The following is an 18586-nucleotide window of genomic DNA, read 5'->3' as shown; positions in this document are numbered from 1 at the left end:
TGGACCCAAACGCGAGGGCACCCCGGGGAGGCCCGGGGCGGGCGAGACTAAGTGCGACCCGCACACCGATGGTCAGGGCCGATCGGCCCGGCCACCTGCCCGAGCCGCCCCTGAGACGGTCCGCGGGGATGAGCTGGCTGTTCGCTGTACTGAGCCGGTCATCGGCAAGGGACCGTTCGGCACTGCCCCGGAGCCCTTCGGCCCGCGCACCGCCCGCCCGGTAGGGGGCACCGTGGAAGCAGAGGCCGTCCGGGGAGGCAACCATGACCGAACACGCCGGTGGAATCGTGGTGGGCGTCGACGGCTCCGAGGCCTCCGTGGCCGCGCTGCAATGGGCTGCGGAGCAGGCGCGAGCCTTCGGCACGTGCGTCCTCGCCGTGCACGCCTGGGAACCGGTCACCGCGGCCGGGTTCGCGCCCTATACGCCGACGGCGGGCCGCCCCACGGCCGCGGATCAGCGCGAGCGGGCCGCCGAGTTGATCGCCTCGACCGTTCGAGCGGCCTTCGGTCCACACATCGACACCGACCTGCGGGCCGTTGTCGAGGAGGGGGCACCCGCGAGAATACTCCTGCGGCATACGCGCGGAGCCCTGCTGCTGGCCCTGGGGCGCACGGCCCATGTCGGCCATCGGCACGGTGGGCCGCGAATGCCTGCGGCACGCCACGGTCCCCGTGGTGACGGTGCCCGCCCCCGCCCGGCAGCCGACCCCGTTGTGTGCCAGAACATCGGCCGTCGTCCGCAGCGGAGCCGCCTAGCCGGGCGGCGCGCGGCCAAGGCGGGCCGACATCGAGGCCCCCCGAGCATGTCAACCCCGGCAGAGGTGAACGTCATGGATGTCCTGGTGGGATACGCGACTGCACACGGCTCCACCCGTGGGGTAGCCGAGCGGCTGGCCGCTGGCCTGGGCCGAGCGGGGCTGAAAGCCGACGTGCGCCCCCTGGAGGGCGTCGCCGACGCCGACGCGTATGGCGCGTTCGTCCTGGGCAGCGGCGTGCACAATCAGAGTTGGCTCGACCCGGCCCGAAGGTTCGTACGCGAGAACCTCGATCTGCTGGCGTCACGCCCCGTGTGGATCTACAGCGTGGGGATGCCAGGGGCGCTGCGGGGGCCGTGGAAGAGGCTGGGGCCGATGGAGGCTCCGGTGATCGTCCAGAGCCTGCCGGCCGGTCTGTCCTACCAGAGCCATGAGCTCTTCTCTGGCGTCATCCGCGCCTCCCAGCTGCCGCTCGGCGGACGGATCAGGTTCCGGCTGCTGGGCGGCCGGTACGGCGACTTCCGCGATTGGGCGGCCATCGACGGCTGGGCGGCCGGGATCGCGGCGGAGCTGCTTCGTGCGTGACGACTCCCGCCATGGGGGGCGGGGCCCTGATGGGACCGTCCGCAGGTTTCCCGGCCGATCGGTGTGGTGCTCTGAGCTGTGACGGTGTACTGCTCTGAGGTGTGGACGGACGTCCGCCTCACACATGGACGGACGGGCGGTGGCTCCCGGTCCCGGGCTGGTGCGGGGCCCGTATCGGCTCGACCGGCTTGCTCAGCGGCCGGTGCGCGCGGCGGTTCTGCCTGCGCAGCGGGAGCGAGTCGAAGAGCGCGGCGAGGGCGAAGGCCACTCCCGTCGCCGCGACCAGCAGGAGCGCGAGCCGCTCCCCGAACTCCTGCGTGAGACTCGTGCCCACGATCATCTCCCCCTCGGGTCGATGCCATTCCCCCGTGCTTTCAGCCAACTCCGATATGACCGGCGGCACATGAGCCCTGCAAGGGAGGGCTGGAGCGGCCCTTGCACCGGGGACGTCCGCGGACCGGCACACCCACACACACGCCCTCCGTCAGCAGAGCCGACTCAAGGTGAGCCGGGTAGCCGTCCCCAGACCCGAGACCCCAGGGCCGTTGTGACAGATCCGGGCGCCCCCCATAGCCGGTCAGTGGCCGGGGGTCAGAAGGAGTCATTGAAGTCGGCCGTCACCGCGGTGCGTACCGCACCGGGGTGGACCGAGCAGATACGGCTACGCGGCATCGAGACGGGGTCGTCCCGAGGCCGGTCGCGCAGATCGCCTACGACACGGCCCGCACTTGTCCGGCGCGCTCCAGACCGGCCCGAAGGCCGGACAGAGGTCCTCACGAGCGAGCCGCCTGGATCCTGCGCCGGTCGAGTGGCCACTGCGGATCGAACGGAGGGAGGCTGGATGAAGGAGAAGCAGGCGATCCATGTGCCCGACAGCGGTCGCGATCGCCGAGAAGGCCCGGGACCGGGCGAGGCGATCAGCGGATGGGAGAGAGCCCATGAAGGTCGGAGTGCTGACCGGCGGCGGTGACTGCCCCGGCCTCAACGCCGTGATCCGCAGCGTCGTCCGCAAAGGCGTCCAGGAATACTCCTTCGACTTCGCCGGCGTCCGTGACGGCTGGCTCGGTCTGCTCCAGGGTGACGTCAGACCGCTGGACATCTCCACCGTTCGGGGGATCCTCCCCCGCGGCGGGACCATCCTCGGCTCCTCCCGCACCAACCCGTTCAAACACGAGGACGGGCTGCGACGCGTGCAGAACACCCTTGCCGCACACGACATGGATGCGCTCGTCGTGATCGGCGGCGAGGACACGCTCGGTGTGGCCACCGAGCTGAGTCGGCAGGGAATCCACCTGGTCGGCGTGCCGAAGACCATCGACAACGACGTCTCCGGCACCGACTACACCTTCGGCTTCAACACCGCCGTCGGTATCGCGACCGAGGCCATCGACCGCCTCCACACCACTGCCGAATCGCACATGCGCACCCTGGTGGTGGAGGTGATGGGGCGCCACTCCGGGTGGATAGCCCTGCACGCCGGCATCGCCGGTGGGGCCAACGTGATCCTCATCCCGGAGCGGCCGTTCGACATCGATCAGGTCTGTGAGCAGGTGAAGAGCCGATTCAAGATCAACTATGCGCCGATCGTCGTGGTCGCCGAAGGGGCCGTCCCCAAGGAGGGCCAGATGGTCCTCAAGGACCAGTCGCTGGACGAGTTCGGCCATGTCCGGCTGTCCGGCATCGGCGAATGGCTGGCCCGGGAGATCTCGGAACGCACCGGCAAGGACGCCCGTACCACGGTCCTAGGTCACGTCCAGCGCGGCGGCACTCCGAGCTCCTTCGACCGGTGGCTGGCCACACGCTTCGGGCTGCACGCCATCGACGCGGTCAAGGACGGCGACTTCGGCGTCATGGTCGCCTTGCATGGCACCCGGATCGTCCGCCTGCCCCTCGCCGATGCCACAGCGCAGACCAAGCTGGTCGACCCGTCGCTGTACGACGAGTTCGAGGTGTTCTTCGGCTGACCCGCCCCGGCGCTCGCCGAATCGCCGTGGGACCAGCCGATCCGCGACAAGTCCCACCACCGCCACCAGTCTTCTGGCCGGTCGTTATCCGGCGTGCGGTACGACCGCCACCGGGCAGCGGGCGTGGTGCAGTACGGCGTGGGTGACCGGGCCCAGTCGGCCTTCGGTCGCCTGCGGATCAATGCGGCGGCCCACGACGAGCAGGGCCGCATCCCGGGACGCGTTCAAGAGCGTTTCCACGGGATGGAGCAGCACGACATCGGTACGGACCGTCACACTGGGGTACTTCTCCCGCCACGGGCGCAGCGCATCGGAGAGCTGCAAGACCTCCTGATCCTCCCAGGTGGCACGGTCCTCCTCGGTCACCACCAGCGTCGTCGGAGATACGGCCTCGGCAGGAAACGCCCATGCCTGGACCACTCGCAGGCTTGCTCCGCGCACCTCAGCCACCGAGAACGCGAAGTCCGCCACCTCACCGACCGGGTGATGCCCGTCGAACCCCACCACGATCTGGGCGGCGCCGTGTGCCGCGCGCGTCCCTTCCCCGAAGGTGCCCGGCCGTTGGGGCACCAACACGACAGGACAAGGGGTTGCCGCCGCCACCCGTAGGGCCACCGATCCGACCGCGAGACCGTCGAACCCTCCCGTCCCCCGTGTGCCGACGACGAGGAGCCCGGCATCACGGGCGGCGGCGAGGAGAGCAGCAGCCGGGGCTTCATCGGTCTGCTCGCCCCGCACCTCGACATCCGGGTAACGGTCGCGGAGGTCGGTGACCACCCGCTGAAGCATCCGCGCACCCACGTGGTGCAGCCTGTCCAACGCCGGGCCCGGCAGGACAGTGCCCGGGAGCGGTGGCGAGGCATGTACCAGGCGCAGTGGAACCCCACGCGACGCGGCCTCCCACGCCGCCCAGTCGGCTGCCGCCGAACTGCGTTCGGACCCGTCGATACCCGCCAGCACAGGGTGACTCATCGTGTCCTCCTTCGACCGGCCTGTGCCTCCGCGACCGCCGCAGGGCCCCTGTCTCCTCTCTTCCACTGTTCCATGGCAGGACCGGTGCGGCGCCCGCACCGGATGTGAGGTCCCGGAAGGTTCTGGTGGCCCGATCGCAGCTGGATCCACCAGGCCGCTCTCGCAGAGTCGGCACCTGGCAGCAGGCTCGCCGGGCGGGGGCGTCATCGGGCCGACAACTGGCCCCGCGATCGAGAGAAGCGCGTACGGACTTACATGAGCCTGGCGGTTGCGGGAGCCTGGAGGTGCATCCGTCGACTCCGAATGACCGGAAAGGCGAGCCGATGACCGACATCCAAGGCTTGCTGGGCGACGAGGCCAAGGACCTGCTGGCTCATACCGCCCAGGGGATTCCCAAGGAAGACCTGGTACTGCCGGGTCATGACTTCGTCGACCGGGTCGTTGCCGCAACCGACCGCTCGCCCCGGGTGCTGCGCAACCTGCAGTCCCTGTTCGACCACGGCCGTCTGGCCGGCACGGGGTACGTGTCGATCCTGCCGGTCGACCAGGGCATCGAGCACTCGGCGGCCTCGGCATTCGCCGCGAACCCCCGCTACCTCGACCCCAAGAATATCGTCGAACTCGCCGTCGAGGGCGGCTGCAACGCGGTCGCCAGCACCCTGGGGGCGCTCGGGGCCGTCTCGCGGCGCTACGCGCACAAGATCCCGTTCATCGTGAAGCTCAACCACAACGAGCTGCTGACCTACCCGAACCACTACGACCAGATCATGTTCGGCAACGTCGAGCAGTGTTTCGACCTCGGCGCGGCCGGCGTCGGCGCCACGGTCTACTTCGGCTCGGAGCAGTCGGACCGCCAGTTGCAGGAAGCCAGCGAGGTCTTCGCACGGGCCCATGAACTGGGCATGTTCACCGTGCTGTGGTGCTACCTGCGAAACCCGGCGTTCAAGAAGGACGGCGTGGACTACGCGGTGTCGGCCGACCTCACCGGCCAGGCCAACCACCTCGGCGTGACCATCGAGGCCGACATCGTCAAGCAGAAGCAGTCGGAGAACAACGGCGGCTACCGGGCACTGGACTTCGGAAAGACCGACCCTCTCCTGTACGACAGGCTCACCACCGACCACCCGATCGACCTGACCCGCTGGCAGGTCGCCAACTGCTACCTGGGCCGGGTCGGACTCATCAACAGCGGCGGTGCATCGGCCGGCGAAACGGACCTCGCACAGGCCGTACGCACAGCGGTGATCAACAAGCGGGCCGGCGGCACCGGGCTCATCACCGGGCGCAAAGCGTTCCAACGGCCCACCGACGAGGGCATCGAACTCCTCCACACCGTCCAGGACGTCTACCTCGACGACAGCATCACCATCGCCTGACAGGACACCCCGCCCGACGGCGTAGCCGAGCCCATGTACAAGACCCTGCGTCTACGACACAGTCCCTCCACGGCAGCGTCGGCGGTGAGGCGGGCCTGTCCGCCGTTCCAGGCCACCCCGGTCGGGTCAGTGGCCGGGTGTCAGGACGGTCGGCGGACCCGCGGTGACACCGCCGTCCAGGACGAACTCCACGCCCGTCGAGAAGGTGGCGTCGGCGACGATGAAGAGCACCATACGGGCGACCTCCTCAGGCTCACCGAACCGTGGGAGGGGCTGTCCGGCGGTGAAGGAGTCATCGAAGTCGGCCGTCATCGCGGTGCGCACCGCACCGGGGTGGACCGAGCAGACACGGATCCCGTCCGGGGCCAGTTCCAGCGCCGCGGCCTTGGTCAGGCCGCGCAGTCCCCACTTGCTGGCCACATACGATCCGATGCCGGCATACCCGGTGATGCCGGCGATCGAGGAGATGTTCACGATCACGCCTCCGCCGGCCCGGCGAAGTGACGGTGCCGCCGTGCGCATGCCCAGCCAAGCACCCTGAAGGTTGACGTCGATGGCCCGCCGGAAGGATTCGAGGCTCTGTTCCTCGATGGTCCCCCACTCGAGGATCCCGGCGTTGTTGACCAGCACCGAGACCGGGCCGAGTTCCCGCTCGACCTGCGCCACCACCCTCTGCCAGCCATCCTCGCCGCTGACGTCCAGGTGCGCATAACGGGCCGGGCCGCCGAGTTCCGCCGCCAGCTTCTCCCCTTCGGCGTCAAGGACATCGGCGACCACCACCCCAGCGCCCTCAGCCGCGAACAGACGTGCCACAGCGGCGCCGATCCCTCTCGCTCCACCGGTGACGATCGCCACCCGCTCGTTGAGACGTCCCATCATGACCTCCTGAACCCCTATCTCGATGAAGATCCACAAGGACGGCATCAGCCGCGGCTGACTCGGCATGACACCACCGGTCACCAGACCACAGGCCGCCGGCCGGTGGGTCGGTCAGGGGCCGGGCAGATGACCTCCATGCATCGGCCCACCTGGTCTTCGGGCAGGTGACGTGCGCAGTCCGCCTGGCCGATCACGCCGATGAGGCGCTGGGGGTCGATGGTCTCGTTTTCCTGGATGTAGGTGGCACCTGCATCCAGGATCGCCCGGCCAGCCGTCATGGTCATCTCCGTCGAGCGCCGTTGTCCACGCGGGGCGAGCCCATGGAGCCCGGCCGGCCACGGCTGGTACTCCTCCGGACCAGTGTCGATTGCTCGCGTTCTGCGCGCATGCCGGGGCACAGACGGCCAGGTCACCGAGCGGCGACAGACGACGTATTTCAGGAAGGTGCTGAGGAGCGGCAGACCGGATTCCCACGGCGGAAGCCGTTCCGTCGACGCACGCCGGCGCCCCACCCTACGGCGCTGTCGAACGGAACCTCCTCCAGGCATGGCGGCTTGCAGTCCGGCGCCGCCCGGTCCGACCCGAGACGGGCCTCCGGCGACCAGCACAGCACCATCAGCCGCTACTCAGGGCTCGGCCTGGTTTCGGCCGTGATCGGCGGCGTACGCGGCGAAGACTTGCGTCGGCGTTCCTCCCGTATGGAGGAAGCGCTGGTCAAGGATGGCGGCGAGGTCCTGCAGTGCACCGTCGAGCAGGTCACCGGCCAGTCGTACCTCCGGCCGCCGCGCTGCCTGTCCGCGCTGGGCGAGGTCCGCTGCGTAGCCGACCATGGCGGCCAGGGACGAGTGGTCCTCCCCGTCGTGGAAGTAGTACGCCTCGGCGTACTGGGTGAAGTCGATACGGACGCGTACGACTTCGGTGGCCAGGCTGTCCAGCAACAGCGCCCCCGCCGTGCAGTCGACCTGCTGCGTCGTCGGGTCCGAGTCGCGCAGCAGGGCCAGCCGGATCGCCAGGACCCTCCTGCGGGTCAGCGCCGGGTAGATCTCCAGCACCCAGGAGACGGTGGCTGTCAGGAGGGCGAAGCCGACCAGGGCTTCCAATGGTGAGACCAGGCGGAGCCAGCCCTCGGCGGGTGCGATGTCCCCCAGCCCCAACGTGGCCACCGTGACGAGCGAGAGGTACAGGGAGTCGAGCCACGCCGGCTCCTGCGCCGCTTCGGAACCGGGTGAGAAGGTGAAGGCCCCGGGCATGTGGGGCCAGTAGACGATGGCCCAGCCGAGGATGACGGTGAGGGCCCACATTCCCACGACCGTCACCATGGCGAGTGGCCCGACGAGCCCGACCACACGCCCGCGCGAGCGGAAACGCCGAGCCAGTCGCCACAGCGCCGTCATCACGAGACGGCTCAGGCCGCCATGGCGGGTGGGGTGCCAAAGGGTGTGGAACAGGTCCCGCAGGGTGACCATGACGAGCCCGGCACCGGCCAGCGAGACCAACCACTTCATCCACGTCTCCTAGGGGTCAACTCCGGCAGCACGAGCGCGCAGGTCTCTCCGGGCGCGACGCTCACGGCCCGGTCGGCCAGCACCACGCGGATCGGTGACTCCTCCGAGTCGGGTACGACGATCTCAAGCTGTCCCCTCCTGCGCCGTACGCCGACACCCCAGTGGCCGCGGTAGCGCAGCGAGAATCCGTACTCGGAGAGCGCCGGAAGGGGCACGGGGTCCAGCCACAGGGCGTCCTCGCGCGTCTGCAGTCCCGTCAGACCGCGCTGTACGAGGTCGAGGGTCCCGGCCATGGCCCCGAGATGGATGCCTTCGCCGGTCGAGCCGCCCTGAATGTCGGCTATGTCTGCCTCCAGAGTCTCCTGGACGTACTGCCACGCCTCGGCTCGCCTGGCCCTGGCGAGGACCAGGCCGTGGACGAGCCCACTGAGCGTGGAGCCGTGACTGGTGCGCTGGAGGTAGTAGTCGACAGTCCTGCGCCAGACCTCGTCCTCCAGGTCGTACCCCAGGCGGCGGAACAGGTCCCGAAGCTCGGCGGGAGAGAACAGGTAGCCGAGCATGAGGACATCGGCCTGCTTGGACGCCTTGTAGCGGTTGACCGTGTCGCCCTCGGCCTCCAGGATCCGGTCCAGCCGCCGGATGCTGTCGTAGCGCGCCCGGTAGGCGTCCCAGTCCAGCTCGGCGAGGTCATCGTAGCCCGCGAACTGGCTGATGACGCCCTGGTGAAACGGCACCAGCAAGCGCCGGGAGATCTCGTCCCACTTCGGGAGTTCGCCCGCCTCCAGCCGGACGCGATCGAACAGTTCCTCCCGGCGCCAGGTGGGAAGGCGCCGCAGGAGGTCCAGGGCGCGGGTGAGGACCCATACGGCGGTGACGTTGGTGTACGCGTTGTCGTCCAGTCCCGGCCGGTCGGCACCTGGGTAGCTGTCGTGGTACTCGTCGGGGCCGACGACGCCGCGGATTCGGTAGCGGCCCGTATCGGAGTCGAAGACGGCAAGGTCCGCCCAGAAGCGAGCGATCTGCAGCAGCATCTCGGCGCCTTTGGTGTGCAGGAACTCGGTGTCGCCGGTTGCCTCGCAGTACTGCCACACGTTGTAGGCGATCGCCGAGCCCACGTGGTGCTGGAGCCGGGAGTGGTCCGGAAGCCAGCGCCCCGAGCGGGGGTTGAGATGCCACTCCTGGGTCTCTTCGCGGCCGTCGCTGCCGCTCTGCCAGGGGTACATCGCCCCGGCCCGGCCGAGCGCGGCGGCCGCCCGGCGTGCTCGCGGGAGGCGTCGGTACCGGTAGTTCAGCAGGGCCCTGGAGATCTCTGGGAAGTGCAGGTTGAGATAGGGCAGGACGAACAGCTCGTCCCAGAAGACATGCCCCCGGTACGCCTCACCGTGCAGCCCTCGGGCCGGCACGCCCACGTCCAGATCCGCGGTGTGCGGGGACAGCGTCTGCAGGACGTGGAAGAGGTGGAGGCGCAGGACGCGGCCGGCCTGGCCGGGCACCTGGATCTCCGCTCGCCGCCACAACCGCTCCCACCCGGCGACGTGGGAGTCCAGCAGGGACGAGAAGTCCGAAGCCGTGGAAACGCGGTCGAGTGCTGCTTCGAGCGGTTCGCTGATCGCCGTGTCCCGTGAGGTGTGCAGCGTCACGGTCTTCTCCACAGCGACGGGACGGCCGGGAGCGATCGGGACCACCAGTCGGTGGACTGCACGGCGGCGGGCCGCGCGAAAAGCCGACGAGGCCGCAGACCCGTCCACGAGTACCGTCCGGGCGGCCATGGCCACACTGATGTCCGAACGACTGGTGTGGCAGCTCAGCCAGACCGTGTCGGGCTCTTGCGTCCCCGTCCGCACACGGGTCACATGTCGGCCGTTGAGGGCACGGTAACGGTGCACATTGCCATTGATCACCTCGCCGTCGAGACAGGACTCGATCTCGATCTCTCCCGACCAGTTCTCGGCCGTGAAAACCGTCCGCAGCGCGGCAAGATGAGGATCCCCCACGTGCACCAGGCGAATCTGTGCAACGTCGAGCACGCCCACCTCGTCGTCCCGGTGGCGGAACGCGCGGGTGAGCGTGGCACGGCGCAGGTCCAGGGTGACCCTGTAGTCCAGGAGGGAGTGCGTGTCCGGGGAGAACCACGGGCGCCAGACTCCCTCAGCGGTACGGAGACGGAACCGCAGCAGCAGCCAGTTGGGGAGGTTGACCAGGTCCTCGTTCACCACCCGGCGTCCCGCCACGGTCGACTCCAGGCGGTTGTAGCACCCGGCCGCGTAGGTTCCCGGGTAGTGCACCAAGCCCGCCCGGCACTCGGGCGCCGCGCCGCGCGTGGCGAAGTAGCCGTTGCCGAGCGTGCAGAGCGATTCACGCAGCCGCTCGGCAGCGGGGTCGTAGCCCTCGTACTGCCACGTCCACTCCGACATCCGTCGCCCAACGCCGGATCAGGCCCGCTGCGGAACGACGGCCACCGGGCATTCCGAGTGATGCAGCAGGGTGTGGGCGGCCCTGCCGAGTTGCAGACCGAAGCGGCCGTGCCGCCTCAGCGCACCGACGACCACCAGGTCGGCCTCGACCGAGGCGTCCAGGAGGACCATGTGCGCGGGGCCTTCGACGACTTGGCGATGCACATCGACCTGCGGGTGATTCCGTACGGCGTCGCGCAGTGCGTCGGTGAGCAGAGCGGAGGCGGGTTCCTCGTCGGCACCGGCGGTATCGCCCGCGGTCAGGGGATGGTCCGCGCGCTCATGGGCGGGGCGGCGCCAGGCCCGTACGGCAGTGAGGGCGCAGCCGCGCGCCTCGGCCTCGCGGAAGGCAAACCGCACAGCGGCCGAGCCGTCTGCGGAGTCACCGACGCCGACCACCACCCGGCCGAAGGAGCCCTGCCGGTTCCGCTCCCCGCCGCGGACCACGACGACCGGGCACACGGCACGGGCAGCCACCGTGAGGCTGACCGATCCCAGCAGCAACCCGGCGATCTCACCACGTCCGCGAGAACCCGTGACCAAAGCAGAGGATTCATGAGCAGCGTGCAGCAGCGCGGACACGGCATCGCTCGGCAGCACTTCGCTCGACACCTTGACCTCTGGGTTGCGCAGTTCGGCGCGTTCCGCGCAGGACGCGGCGATGTGCTCGGCCATGACCTCTTCGGCCGGACGGTCGGCACTGAAGGAGGGGCGGCTGCCCTCGTACCGCTCCCACAAAGACGCATAGACGAGCCGCAGAGACAACCCGAGGCGCGCCGCCTCGTCCACCGCCCAGTCCACGGCCTGCAGGCTGGAATCCGATCCGTCGACACCCACCACGAGCGGGAGTTCCATGGTCACCACCACCTTCCTGCCGGGCCACTGCCGGAAACCCCCTGTCAATACCGTCGCACCCCGCTGGGGCCATCGCGACACGTGGACCGGCTTTCGCCAGGGGGGTGAGACCCAGGTTGCACTGTGCCGATTTGCGATGATTGTGGAGTCAGGTGAGAGAGCGGGGCGGAGTGCCGCATTCGCATCGTCACCACGGCCGTCTCATCGGCCTCATGGTGAAGGGAAGGCGACTGTGATTGCCAGGTCCGGTGTTTTCGGCACCCTGACCAAGCAAGGAGCATCAGGAGCGGCTCATGTCGCTCGCTCATGAAGTGTCGTTCGCGATCGACGATGAGTTGTGCGAGAACGACCCCGAGCTCAAGCAAGCGCTGTGGACCTATGTCGCCGGAGTGATCGCAGGGCGGCTCAGGTCCGCCCGGGTGCGGCTGCTCGACCTGTATGCGCCCCACGGCGCCGGCGAAGTGCCCTGACGAGGCAGGACGAGGAGGTCCGAAGTGCCTGAGACCCCGCACATCGTGAGCGATGTGATGACGCAGACGGTCGTGGCCGTCGGACGCGACGCACCCTTCAAGGAGATCGTCCGGACCATGGAGCATTGGAAGGTCAGTGCCATGCCGGTACTGGAGGGAGAAGGGCGCGTCATCGGCGTCGTCTCGGAGGCCGACCTGCTGCCCAAGGAGGAGTTCCGCGACAGCGACCCAAGCCGCTTCGAACAGCGCCGACGGCTGTCCGATCTCGCCAAGGCCCGGGCAGTGACGGCGGAGGAGCTCATGAGCACCCCCGCGATCACCGTCCACCCCGACGCCACCCTGGCCCAGGCGGCAAGGATCATGGCCGTCAGGCACGTCAAGCGGCTGCCCGTGGTCGACGACATCGGCATGCTCCAGGGCATCGTCAGCCGCGCCGATCTGCTGAAGGTCTTCCTGCGATCGGACGAGGCCATCGAGGAAGAGGTCCGCCGCACCGTGGTGTCCTACCTCTTCCCGGCTCTCAGCCACGCTATCCACGTGAACGTCCATGAGGGGGTCGTCACCCTTCGCGGGCACATCCACGACACCTCGCTCATCTCGGTCGCCGTACGCCTCGTGCGTGCCGTGGAAGGCGTCGTGGACGTCGAGCCCCATCTCACCGGTCCGTCAGCCGACCCGGACGGCCCCGAGGAAACTCAGTGAGCGGTTGCCAGTCACGGACGCCGACCTGTTGCGGTCCCCTGGCGCGTCAGGGCCGGATGTCGAGTACCTCCGACACCGGGTGGCGCGGTGTGCGGGGGCCTTTGGGGCCGTATCCCAGGCGCAGCAGCATCTGTGTGTAGCCCGTCCCGGACACCGGGTCGCGCAGCGGCCAGCGCAGGTCCGTCCATTCGACGGGCTGGGTGGCGAAGGAGCTGGACACACCCTCCAGGGTGGCCAGCAAAAGGACCCGTTCCATGGCCTGGCCGGCGCGCAACCAGTCCTCCGGGCGATCGTGGATCGTGCTGACCAGGGCCAGTTGAGGGTTCCGCTCGAAGTCCGCCGCGCCCCGTCCCGCCACCTGTCGCGGGCCCGCGAAGTCGCGCATCGGAGCCTTGCCCCCGCGCTTGCGCGGCCCGAAGGCGTAGTCCGGGACTCCGTCGTCGGTCATGTTCACTGACGGGGCGTCAATACGGGTCCATTCGGCCAGATCCTGGTCGGTGCCACGGTCGGTGAGGTTGCGCGCCTCGGCTTCCTGGACCATGTCCAGCACCTCCTGCAGATGCCATGAGGTGGGAAACGTCAGTACGGCTCCCTCAAGGCGAGCGGCCTCGCTGAGCGCCCTCCGTACGGCATCGGGGATCTCCGTCTCCTCGAAGGGGAAGCGGCTGCTGTGCCGCTCGCGAATCGCCGGGTACAGCGCGCCGAGGTCGCTCTCCCCGCTTCCGGGCCCGCTCAGCCGCACACTCGCGAGGAGCGCCGGGTCGGCCGGCTCGTGCAGCAGCCGGGTCTGCGGATACCAGCCCTCGCGGGCCGCAGCGACCCTCAGGTTCAACAGAGCGGCACCGCAGCCGATGTGAAGGCCGCGGGTTCGGGGGTCGGAGTGTGGCATGGCGCGCTCGAAGTCGGCGCGCAACTCGAACGTGCGGCTGTGCCGGACGTAGCGGAAGCGCCACGGCTGTGCGTTGTGCATCGACGGGGCGGCGGCAGCGTCGTGGACCAGGGCCGTCACGCGTTCGTCGGACAGTGCTTGTTCGCTCACCGGATCCTCCTCTCGCGAGCCGGCGGCACCCCGGGACGGGATCAGTCGATCACTCTTCGCTTGGTGACGGGTGCGCGTAGGGCGGGCCGTATCCCAGGGCCGCTCACTGGTCGGCAGGAGTGATGCGCCGGCCCGTGAGGCTCGCGGGCCGGATCGACACCCACATCTCGCGTGCACCGCCCGGCCACGGCGTGGTGTGGGCGTCCTGAGTGAGCCTGCGCACGGCGTCGGGCTCCGTGATGACGCGCGCGGGGCCGACGGCGAGCACGCTCCAGCCCTGGCTCAGGGCGTCGTCCACATGGTCGACCTCGAAGGCGACCTCCTTTCCCACGGCTGCCGCTGGCGCCGAGCCGGGCGCGGTCCGGAAGAGGATCGCGTCATCGACGACCTCGTAGTTGACCGGGACGACCGCCGGGCGTCCGTCGGTCGCCGACACCGCGATACGCCCCACGCCATGTGTGGAGAGCAGGGTGCGGCATTCCTCCGGGCTGAGGTCCCGCAGCTGAGGGTGCAGCAGTGCTTGGCCCTGGCCGGGGGGCAGATCGATGCCGCCCCCGCGCAGGGCAGCGGCGGTGGTGCCCAGCGCGTCGGCCAGCCTGATGAGAGTCGCCACAGTCGGGTCGGCGGGTTGTTCCTCCAGGTACGCGAGATAGTCCGGCGACATGCGGGCGCGACGGGCTGTTTCCCCTTGGCTGAGCCTCTGCCTGTGACGTTCGACGGCCACGCGCCGGCCGATGTCCCCGGGGTTGGGTGTCCCGGTCGGCGGGGCGGCCCCGGGCGCAGCCCCCGCATCACCGTGTTCGACCTGGCGGATGTGTGCGTCGGGCCCGGGGAACACGAGCGTCACTTCGTCCGTGTCCGACCAGCGCACATCGTAGGGGGGTGTTCCATCCCCATGGTGGAGTCCGACGATCTCGCCGTCGCGCCTGGTGACGCCGGTGGCCGGGCTTTCGATGACGAGATGGTCGCCGAGATGAGCTCGCATGATCGCCGCCCTCTCCTCAGAATGGTGCTGTAACCAACCTGCCACGTACGACACACCGCCGCATGGGCCGACAGACCCCCTTTCCACACGCAGGATGGGCCGTGCGACTGGCTGTCACGTCCCGGAAGGAGAGCCGACATGCACCACCGAACGGTCGCGGAGCTCATGACCCGAGGCGTCGTCCGGGCGCGGCGTGACATGCCGTTCAAGGAGATCGTCAGGCTGCTGACGGAGAACGACGTCACCGCCGTACCCGTGGTGGACGATCTGGACCACCCCATTGGTGTGGTGTCCGAAGCCGACCTGCTGCGCAAGAGCGCCGACCAGGCCGACCCGTCCGGTCGCGTCCCGGTTCCTCACCTGGAGGCATGGGAACGCGCCAAGGCCGAGGGTTCCCGCGCCGAGGAACTGATGTCGGCTCCCGCCGTGTGCGCGCGCCCGGAGTGGAGCGTGGTCGAGGCCGCCCGGCTGATGGAGGCCCACCACGTCAAGCGACTGCCCGTGGTGGACGAGGCGGACCGCCTCCTGGGCATCGTCAGCCGCGGTGACCTGCTACGGATCTTCCTCCGCCGGGACGACGCCATCCGCGACGAGATCACCGAGGACGTGCTGTGGCGCACCATGGGGCTTGCTCCCTCGGAAGTGACCGTCGACGTGCGCGACGGGCGGGTCGACCTCGGTGGCTCCGTCGAGGTCAGGAGCCTGATCCCCGTCATCGAGCGGCTGTGCCGGAGCGTCGACGGCGTGGTCTCGGTCGCCGAGCACATCGCCTTTCAGACGGACGACACCCGGCGATCCCCCACCGGCAGCTGAGCCCCCGCACGACATAGCAGATGCCTGCCGAAAAATCGCCCGGACTCCCGATCCGGCACCGGATACTGTAGGTCGTGCGGGGCAGCCGCATCGCCGTCGGTCACAAGGGCCATCCGGCGACCTGACGGGTGCTCGGCCGGGGTGCGCCCGGGCCTTCGATGTCGCGCTCGGCGGCGTTCACCAGCTGCTGGGCGAGGTCGTGCATGGCCCTGCCCGCCGCCAGTTCGTCGCCGATCTCCGGCACGTTCATGTCCACAGGATGACAGTGCGCAGCCCCGTGGCCGGTGAGGGCCGTGGTGCCCGTGTCCACTACCACCCGTGCCTTCGTCGTTCCCTCGTCGTCCTCGAAAAGATGGAGACGGACCTTCCATTCCACCGTATGCGGCATCGCTTTCCTCCTCACCTCGGTTCGGACCGATGTGATCCGGATGCGGTTCGTTCCGAGACCGTGCTCCGTGTGGAGACGGCCTGCATCTGCTCCTCGATACGCCTGCGGACTCGGACGGTGAGTGCGCTGAGGTGCTCGGAGGCCGTCGCGCCAGGCGCGACCGGCGCTCGGATCCGACGGGCCGCCGAGGGCAGCCCGCCCAGGTCCACGGCAAATCTCTCCCGGCACTCGTCGAGCGCGGACCTGGCGCCGGTGCGCTGCCCGTTCCGCATCACCGTCTCCAGCAACGGACTGCCGTCGTCGGGTGGTTGCTCGTCGGCGAGAGCGATCACGTCGGCGCAGCCGGCACGGCGGAACACCTGCTTGGGGCCCGGTGCGGTCACTTTCGCCGACGAAAGCTTCATCACCGGGCGTCCGTCGTACTCCACCATCTTGTACGCGGAGTCCAGATAGGGCGCGTCGGCCGAGACCCCGACGCGGGTGCCGACGGCGTACGTGTCGATCGGGGCTCCGGAGCGGACCAGGTCGTCCACGGCGTACTCGTCGAGACCGCCGCTCGCGATGATCCGTACGTCCGGCAGGCCCGCGTCGTCGAGGACGGAGCGGGCCCGGACCGCCAGGGCTCCGAGATCGCCGCTGTCCAGCCGTACAGCGGAGCCGGGCCCGCGGTCGAGGTCCTTCAGGACGCGCGCCGCGACACGGACGCCCTCCACGGTGTCGTAGGTGTCCACCAGGAAGGTCAACGGGCCGGGATGGGACCGTGCGAAAGCGCAGAACGCCTCTTCCTCCGAAGCGAACGCCTCCACGAAGGAGTGGGCCATCGTGCCCACAGCAGGTATGCCGACAGCCGTGGCCGCAGCCACGTTGCTGGTCCCGGCGAAGCCGACCATCGCACCCAGACGGGCGGCCTGGAACCCCGACTGCGTCCCGTGGGTCCGCCGCAGGGAGAAGTCCACCACCGGATGCCCCGCCGCCGCGAGCACGCACCGCGCGGCCTTCGAGGCGATCGCCGTCTGATGGCTGAGCTGGTTGAGGACATACGTCTCGGCCAACTGCGCCTGCGGAAGCGGCGCAGTGACCTCCAGCAGGGGCTCTCCCGCGAGCACGATCCGCCCCTCCGGCACCGCCCGCACGCGGCCGGTAAACTCCAGCCCCAGCAGGGGCTCCAGATCCCGCCGCGGCCGGTGCAGCGCGGAAGCGAAGACGTCGACGTCCTCAGGGCCGACGCGGAAGCCGGACAGGTAGTCCAGGGCCGACTCAAGTCCCGCGGCAACCAGGAAGCCGCGCTCGGGAGGAAGGTCGCGGACGAAAAGGCTGAACGTCGCCGGGCCGGTCATCCCCTCCCGCAGATAGGACATGGCCATCGTCACTTCGTACAGATCGGTGGTCGTCGCATCGGACATCGACGTCGCCTCCTCGGCTCACGTCCGGTCTCCCTCCCGTCACCGGCGGAAGCGCGCGGACCACTCGGGCTCCACCAGATCCCACTCCGCGTCCCACTGTGCGTGCCTTCTCCGGTCCAGCAGGTGGTGCATGCCTGCCCCTGCCGCGAAGAACCCGCCGGCCACGCCGAGCGCCGCCAAACCACCCACGAACCAGCCGGTGGTCCTCGCGTTGAGCTCGCTGTTCGGCGGACCGGTGATGGTTCCGTCCCTGTCCACCCACACCCGCACGGTGGCGCCCTTGGGCGTTCCCGACTTCACGAGGGTGGTCGCCGTCCGCACCGTGCCGCTGTCGTCTGTCCAGCGGACCCTGACCTGTTGCTTCCCGCTTGCGGTGACGCCCTTGCCGTCCGACGTCAGGCGGGCGGTGACCTCCTGTCGTTCCGCCGACTGGGCTTGCACGGTACGCATCGACGACTCGTACGCCGTCAGCCCCGCGCTGAGCGCGGCCACCGGCAGGCCGAGGACGAGGAGCAGCATCAGGAAGCCACGGAACCAGGACTCGAACCTGTCGGATGTACGTCGCAGAGGGTTCGCCTCCTTTGACGTGTGCTCCTGGCGCGACGGGTGCGGGCCGGATGCGTACGGCGATTCTTCTGCGCTCATGAGTCGGCCTCCAGCAACTTGCTGGTCGGTTCCCCCGCTTCGTCCCACCATCCGACGGCAGCGGCCTCCGGTCACAGGGCCGAAAGTCCCTGTGGGGGCCGACTTCCGGCCCAGCGGGGGCCGACCGTCGACATGGTCCGTTTCCCGTCGCACGCGGTCACACCTGGGGAACGATCGCGATGGGACATGGCGCGTGATGCAGTACCGCGTGATTGGTCAGGCCTAGTTGCAGGCCCAGGTGCCCCTGTCGTCTACGGGCGCCGACGACCAGCAGGTCCGCCTCCGACGCGGCCTCCATCAGTGCCCGGCGTGCCGGTCCCTCGACCACCCGCCGGCTCACCGAGGTGTCGCGGTAACGCTCCGCCGGCTCGCGCAGGGCGTCGTCGAGTACCTGCGCCGGCGGGCGGCGTTGGGTCTCCAGGGCGTACCACGAGGGGGCTTGAGGTGAAGTGCGAGCACCATACTGTGCGCTCCAAGCGTGCACCGCGACCAGCTGACATTGCCGGACATGGGCCTCGCGGAACGCGAACTGCACGGCCGTGCCGCTGCCCTCTCCCTCCTCGACACCGACGGCGACACTCCCGAACCGGGCACCCCGGTGCTCCGCCGCGCCACGCACTACGACCACCGGGCAGTCCGCTCGTGCCGCCACGGCCAGGCTGACCGAGCCCAGGAGCATCCCGGCAAGGTCTCCGAGCCCTCTTGACGGCGGCCAGTGGATACTCCCCGTAGGCGGCCGTTTATCTAGCACTCTGTGGCCGCGAGCTTCCCCACTGGCGGCCGGATACCTCCCCGGA

Annotated in this window: 18 protein-coding genes and 1 pseudogene; 6 read left to right on the top strand and 13 right to left on the bottom strand. The window is 69.5% G+C overall.

The features are described from left to right. The first annotated feature begins 263 nt into the window (after positions 1 to 263). Positions 264 to 1340: a flavodoxin domain-containing protein gene (locus ACFU95_RS37630; protein ID WP_383837813.1), complete on the top strand. Its 1077-nt coding sequence runs from the start codon at positions 264 to 266 to the stop codon at positions 1338 to 1340. Positions 1341 to 1458: 118 nt separating this feature from the next. Here ACFU95_RS37630 and ACFU95_RS37625 read toward each other — a convergent pair whose 3' ends face one another. After that, entirely contained in the window at positions 1459 to 1674 is a 216-nt protein-coding gene (locus ACFU95_RS37625; protein ID WP_383837810.1) for a hypothetical protein, read from the bottom strand. A 604-nt stretch (positions 1675 to 2278) separates the two neighbouring features. Between ACFU95_RS37625 and ACFU95_RS37620 the strand changes: the two genes are divergently transcribed. Beyond that, the gene (locus ACFU95_RS37620; protein WP_383837807.1) at positions 2279 to 3304 is read left to right on the top strand and encodes a 6-phosphofructokinase; all 1026 of its coding nucleotides are present in this window, start codon (positions 2279 to 2281) and stop codon (positions 3302 to 3304) included. An 84-nt stretch (positions 3305 to 3388) separates the two neighbouring features. On the opposite strand, the gene ACFU95_RS37615 is transcribed toward ACFU95_RS37620, so the two are convergent. After that, positions 3389 to 4276, bottom strand: coding sequence for a universal stress protein (locus tag ACFU95_RS37615; protein ID WP_383837804.1), 888 nt, complete (start codon positions 4274 to 4276; stop codon positions 3389 to 3391). A gap of 323 nt (positions 4277 to 4599) precedes the next feature. Between ACFU95_RS37615 and ACFU95_RS37610 the strand changes: the two genes are divergently transcribed. Then, the gene (locus ACFU95_RS37610) at positions 4600 to 5652 is read left to right on the top strand and encodes a class I fructose-bisphosphate aldolase (protein WP_383837801.1); all 1053 of its coding nucleotides are present in this window, start codon (positions 4600 to 4602) and stop codon (positions 5650 to 5652) included. A 126-nt stretch (positions 5653 to 5778) separates the two neighbouring features. On the opposite strand, the gene ACFU95_RS37605 is transcribed toward ACFU95_RS37610, so the two are convergent. The 5 genes from ACFU95_RS37605 to ACFU95_RS37585 form a co-directional block, all read right to left on the bottom strand. Further along, positions 5779 to 6528: a glucose 1-dehydrogenase gene (locus ACFU95_RS37605; RefSeq protein WP_383837958.1), complete on the bottom strand. Its 750-nt coding sequence runs from the start codon at positions 6526 to 6528 to the stop codon at positions 5779 to 5781. 80 nt (positions 6529 to 6608) lie between these two features. Continuing rightward, on the bottom strand, positions 6609 to 6809 hold the full coding sequence (locus ACFU95_RS37600) for a hypothetical protein (RefSeq protein WP_383837798.1): 201 nt from the start codon (positions 6807 to 6809) through the stop codon (positions 6609 to 6611). A 348-nt stretch (positions 6810 to 7157) separates the two neighbouring features. Further along, complete coding sequence (locus tag ACFU95_RS37595; protein WP_383837795.1) at positions 7158 to 8036, bottom strand: potassium channel family protein; 879 nt, start codon at positions 8034 to 8036, stop codon at positions 7158 to 7160. Next, on the bottom strand, positions 8033 to 10450 hold the full coding sequence (locus ACFU95_RS37590) for a glycoside hydrolase family 65 protein (protein WP_383837792.1): 2418 nt from the start codon (positions 10448 to 10450) through the stop codon (positions 8033 to 8035). Before ACFU95_RS37590 ends, ACFU95_RS37595 begins: the two co-directional genes overlap by 4 nt. Positions 10451 to 10468: 18 nt before the next feature. Next, positions 10469 to 11344, bottom strand: coding sequence for a universal stress protein (locus ACFU95_RS37585; protein ID WP_383837789.1), 876 nt, complete (start codon positions 11342 to 11344; stop codon positions 10469 to 10471). 293 nt (positions 11345 to 11637) lie between these two features. Here ACFU95_RS37585 and ACFU95_RS37580 point away from each other — a divergent pair, with 293 nt between their 5' ends. Further along, positions 11638 to 11814 (top strand): hypothetical protein, encoded by a 177-nt coding sequence (locus ACFU95_RS37580; RefSeq protein ID WP_383837786.1) that lies wholly within the window; start codon positions 11638 to 11640, stop codon positions 11812 to 11814. 24 nt (positions 11815 to 11838) lie between these two features. Next, a complete protein-coding gene (locus tag ACFU95_RS37575) occupies positions 11839 to 12516 on the top strand; it encodes a CBS domain-containing protein (RefSeq protein WP_383837784.1) in 678 nt (225 codons plus the stop codon). 46 nt (positions 12517 to 12562) lie between these two features. Here the strand turns inward: ACFU95_RS37575 and ACFU95_RS37570 are convergent, their stop codons facing one another. Then, positions 12563 to 13555, bottom strand: a complete 993-nt coding sequence (locus ACFU95_RS37570) for an Acg family FMN-binding oxidoreductase (RefSeq protein ID WP_383837781.1) — start codon at positions 13553 to 13555, stop codon at positions 12563 to 12565. A gap of 103 nt (positions 13556 to 13658) precedes the next feature. After that, positions 13659 to 14540, bottom strand: coding sequence for a pyridoxamine 5'-phosphate oxidase family protein (locus ACFU95_RS37565; RefSeq protein ID WP_383837778.1), 882 nt, complete (start codon positions 14538 to 14540; stop codon positions 13659 to 13661). Between the two features lie 138 nt (positions 14541 to 14678). On the opposite strand from ACFU95_RS37565, the gene ACFU95_RS37560 reads away from it, so the two are divergent. After that, positions 14679 to 15353 (top strand): CBS domain-containing protein, encoded by a 675-nt coding sequence (locus ACFU95_RS37560; protein ID WP_383837775.1) that lies wholly within the window; start codon positions 14679 to 14681, stop codon positions 15351 to 15353. Between the two features lie 100 nt (positions 15354 to 15453). Here ACFU95_RS37560 and ACFU95_RS37555 read toward each other — a convergent pair whose 3' ends face one another. From ACFU95_RS37555 to ACFU95_RS37540, 4 genes and pseudogenes are all read right to left on the bottom strand, one after another. Further along, on the bottom strand, positions 15454 to 15741 hold the full coding sequence (locus ACFU95_RS37555) for a DUF1876 domain-containing protein (protein ID WP_383837772.1): 288 nt from the start codon (positions 15739 to 15741) through the stop codon (positions 15454 to 15456). Between the two features lie 11 nt (positions 15742 to 15752). Continuing rightward, positions 15753 to 17144, bottom strand: coding sequence for a nicotinate phosphoribosyltransferase (locus tag ACFU95_RS37550; RefSeq protein ID WP_383837769.1), 1392 nt, complete (start codon positions 17142 to 17144; stop codon positions 15753 to 15755). Between the two features lie 39 nt (positions 17145 to 17183). Then, the gene (locus ACFU95_RS37545) at positions 17184 to 17789 is read right to left on the bottom strand and encodes a hypothetical protein (RefSeq protein ID WP_383837766.1); all 606 of its coding nucleotides are present in this window, start codon (positions 17787 to 17789) and stop codon (positions 17184 to 17186) included. Positions 17790 to 17946: 157 nt separating this feature from the next. Next, a pseudogene (locus ACFU95_RS37540) lies at positions 17947 to 18495 on the bottom strand (universal stress protein); the annotation flags it as partial. Positions 18496 to 18586 lie beyond the last annotated feature (91 nt).

It is taken from the genome of Streptomyces sp. NPDC057623, assembly GCF_042800355.1.
GTDB lineage: Bacteria > Actinomycetota > Actinomycetes > Streptomycetales > Streptomycetaceae > Streptomyces.
This window is presented reverse-complemented; position numbering and strand designations above follow the sequence as displayed.

What these genes read in the sequence shown, in the direction of transcription:
- ACFU95_RS37595 (WP_383837795.1), bottom strand. Translation starts at nt 8,036, where the DNA reads ATGAAGTGGTTGGTCTCGCTGGCCGGTGCCGGGCTCGTCATGGTCACC.
- ACFU95_RS37555 (WP_383837772.1), bottom strand. Translation starts at nt 15,741, where the DNA reads ATGCCGCATACGGTGGAATGGAAGGTCCGTCTCCATCTTTTCGAGGAC.
- ACFU95_RS37630 (WP_383837813.1), top strand. Translation starts at nt 264, where the DNA reads ATGACCGAACACGCCGGTGGAATCGTGGTGGGCGTCGACGGCTCCGAG.
- ACFU95_RS37560 (WP_383837775.1), top strand. Translation starts at nt 14,679, where the DNA reads ATGCACCACCGAACGGTCGCGGAGCTCATGACCCGAGGCGTCGTCCGG.
- ACFU95_RS37590 (WP_383837792.1), bottom strand. Translation starts at nt 10,450, where the DNA reads ATGTCGGAGTGGACGTGGCAGTACGAGGGCTACGACCCCGCTGCCGAG.
- ACFU95_RS37600 (WP_383837798.1), bottom strand. Translation starts at nt 6,809, where the DNA reads ATGACGGCTGGCCGGGCGATCCTGGATGCAGGTGCCACCTACATCCAG.
- ACFU95_RS37615 (WP_383837804.1), bottom strand. Translation starts at nt 4,276, where the DNA reads ATGAGTCACCCTGTGCTGGCGGGTATCGACGGGTCCGAACGCAGTTCG.
- ACFU95_RS37565 (WP_383837778.1), bottom strand. Translation starts at nt 14,540, where the DNA reads ATGCGAGCTCATCTCGGCGACCATCTCGTCATCGAAAGCCCGGCCACC.
- ACFU95_RS37545 (WP_383837766.1), bottom strand. Translation starts at nt 17,789, where the DNA reads ATGAGCGCAGAAGAATCGCCGTACGCATCCGGCCCGCACCCGTCGCGC.
- ACFU95_RS37605 (WP_383837958.1), bottom strand. Translation starts at nt 6,528, where the DNA reads ATGGGACGTCTCAACGAGCGGGTGGCGATCGTCACCGGTGGAGCGAGA.
- ACFU95_RS37610 (WP_383837801.1), top strand. Translation starts at nt 4,600, where the DNA reads ATGACCGACATCCAAGGCTTGCTGGGCGACGAGGCCAAGGACCTGCTG.
- ACFU95_RS37550 (WP_383837769.1), bottom strand. Translation starts at nt 17,144, where the DNA reads ATGTCCGATGCGACGACCACCGATCTGTACGAAGTGACGATGGCCATG.
- ACFU95_RS37585 (WP_383837789.1), bottom strand. Translation starts at nt 11,344, where the DNA reads ATGGAACTCCCGCTCGTGGTGGGTGTCGACGGATCGGATTCCAGCCTG.
- ACFU95_RS37580 (WP_383837786.1), top strand. Translation starts at nt 11,638, where the DNA reads ATGTCGCTCGCTCATGAAGTGTCGTTCGCGATCGACGATGAGTTGTGC.
- ACFU95_RS37620 (WP_383837807.1), top strand. Translation starts at nt 2,279, where the DNA reads ATGAAGGTCGGAGTGCTGACCGGCGGCGGTGACTGCCCCGGCCTCAAC.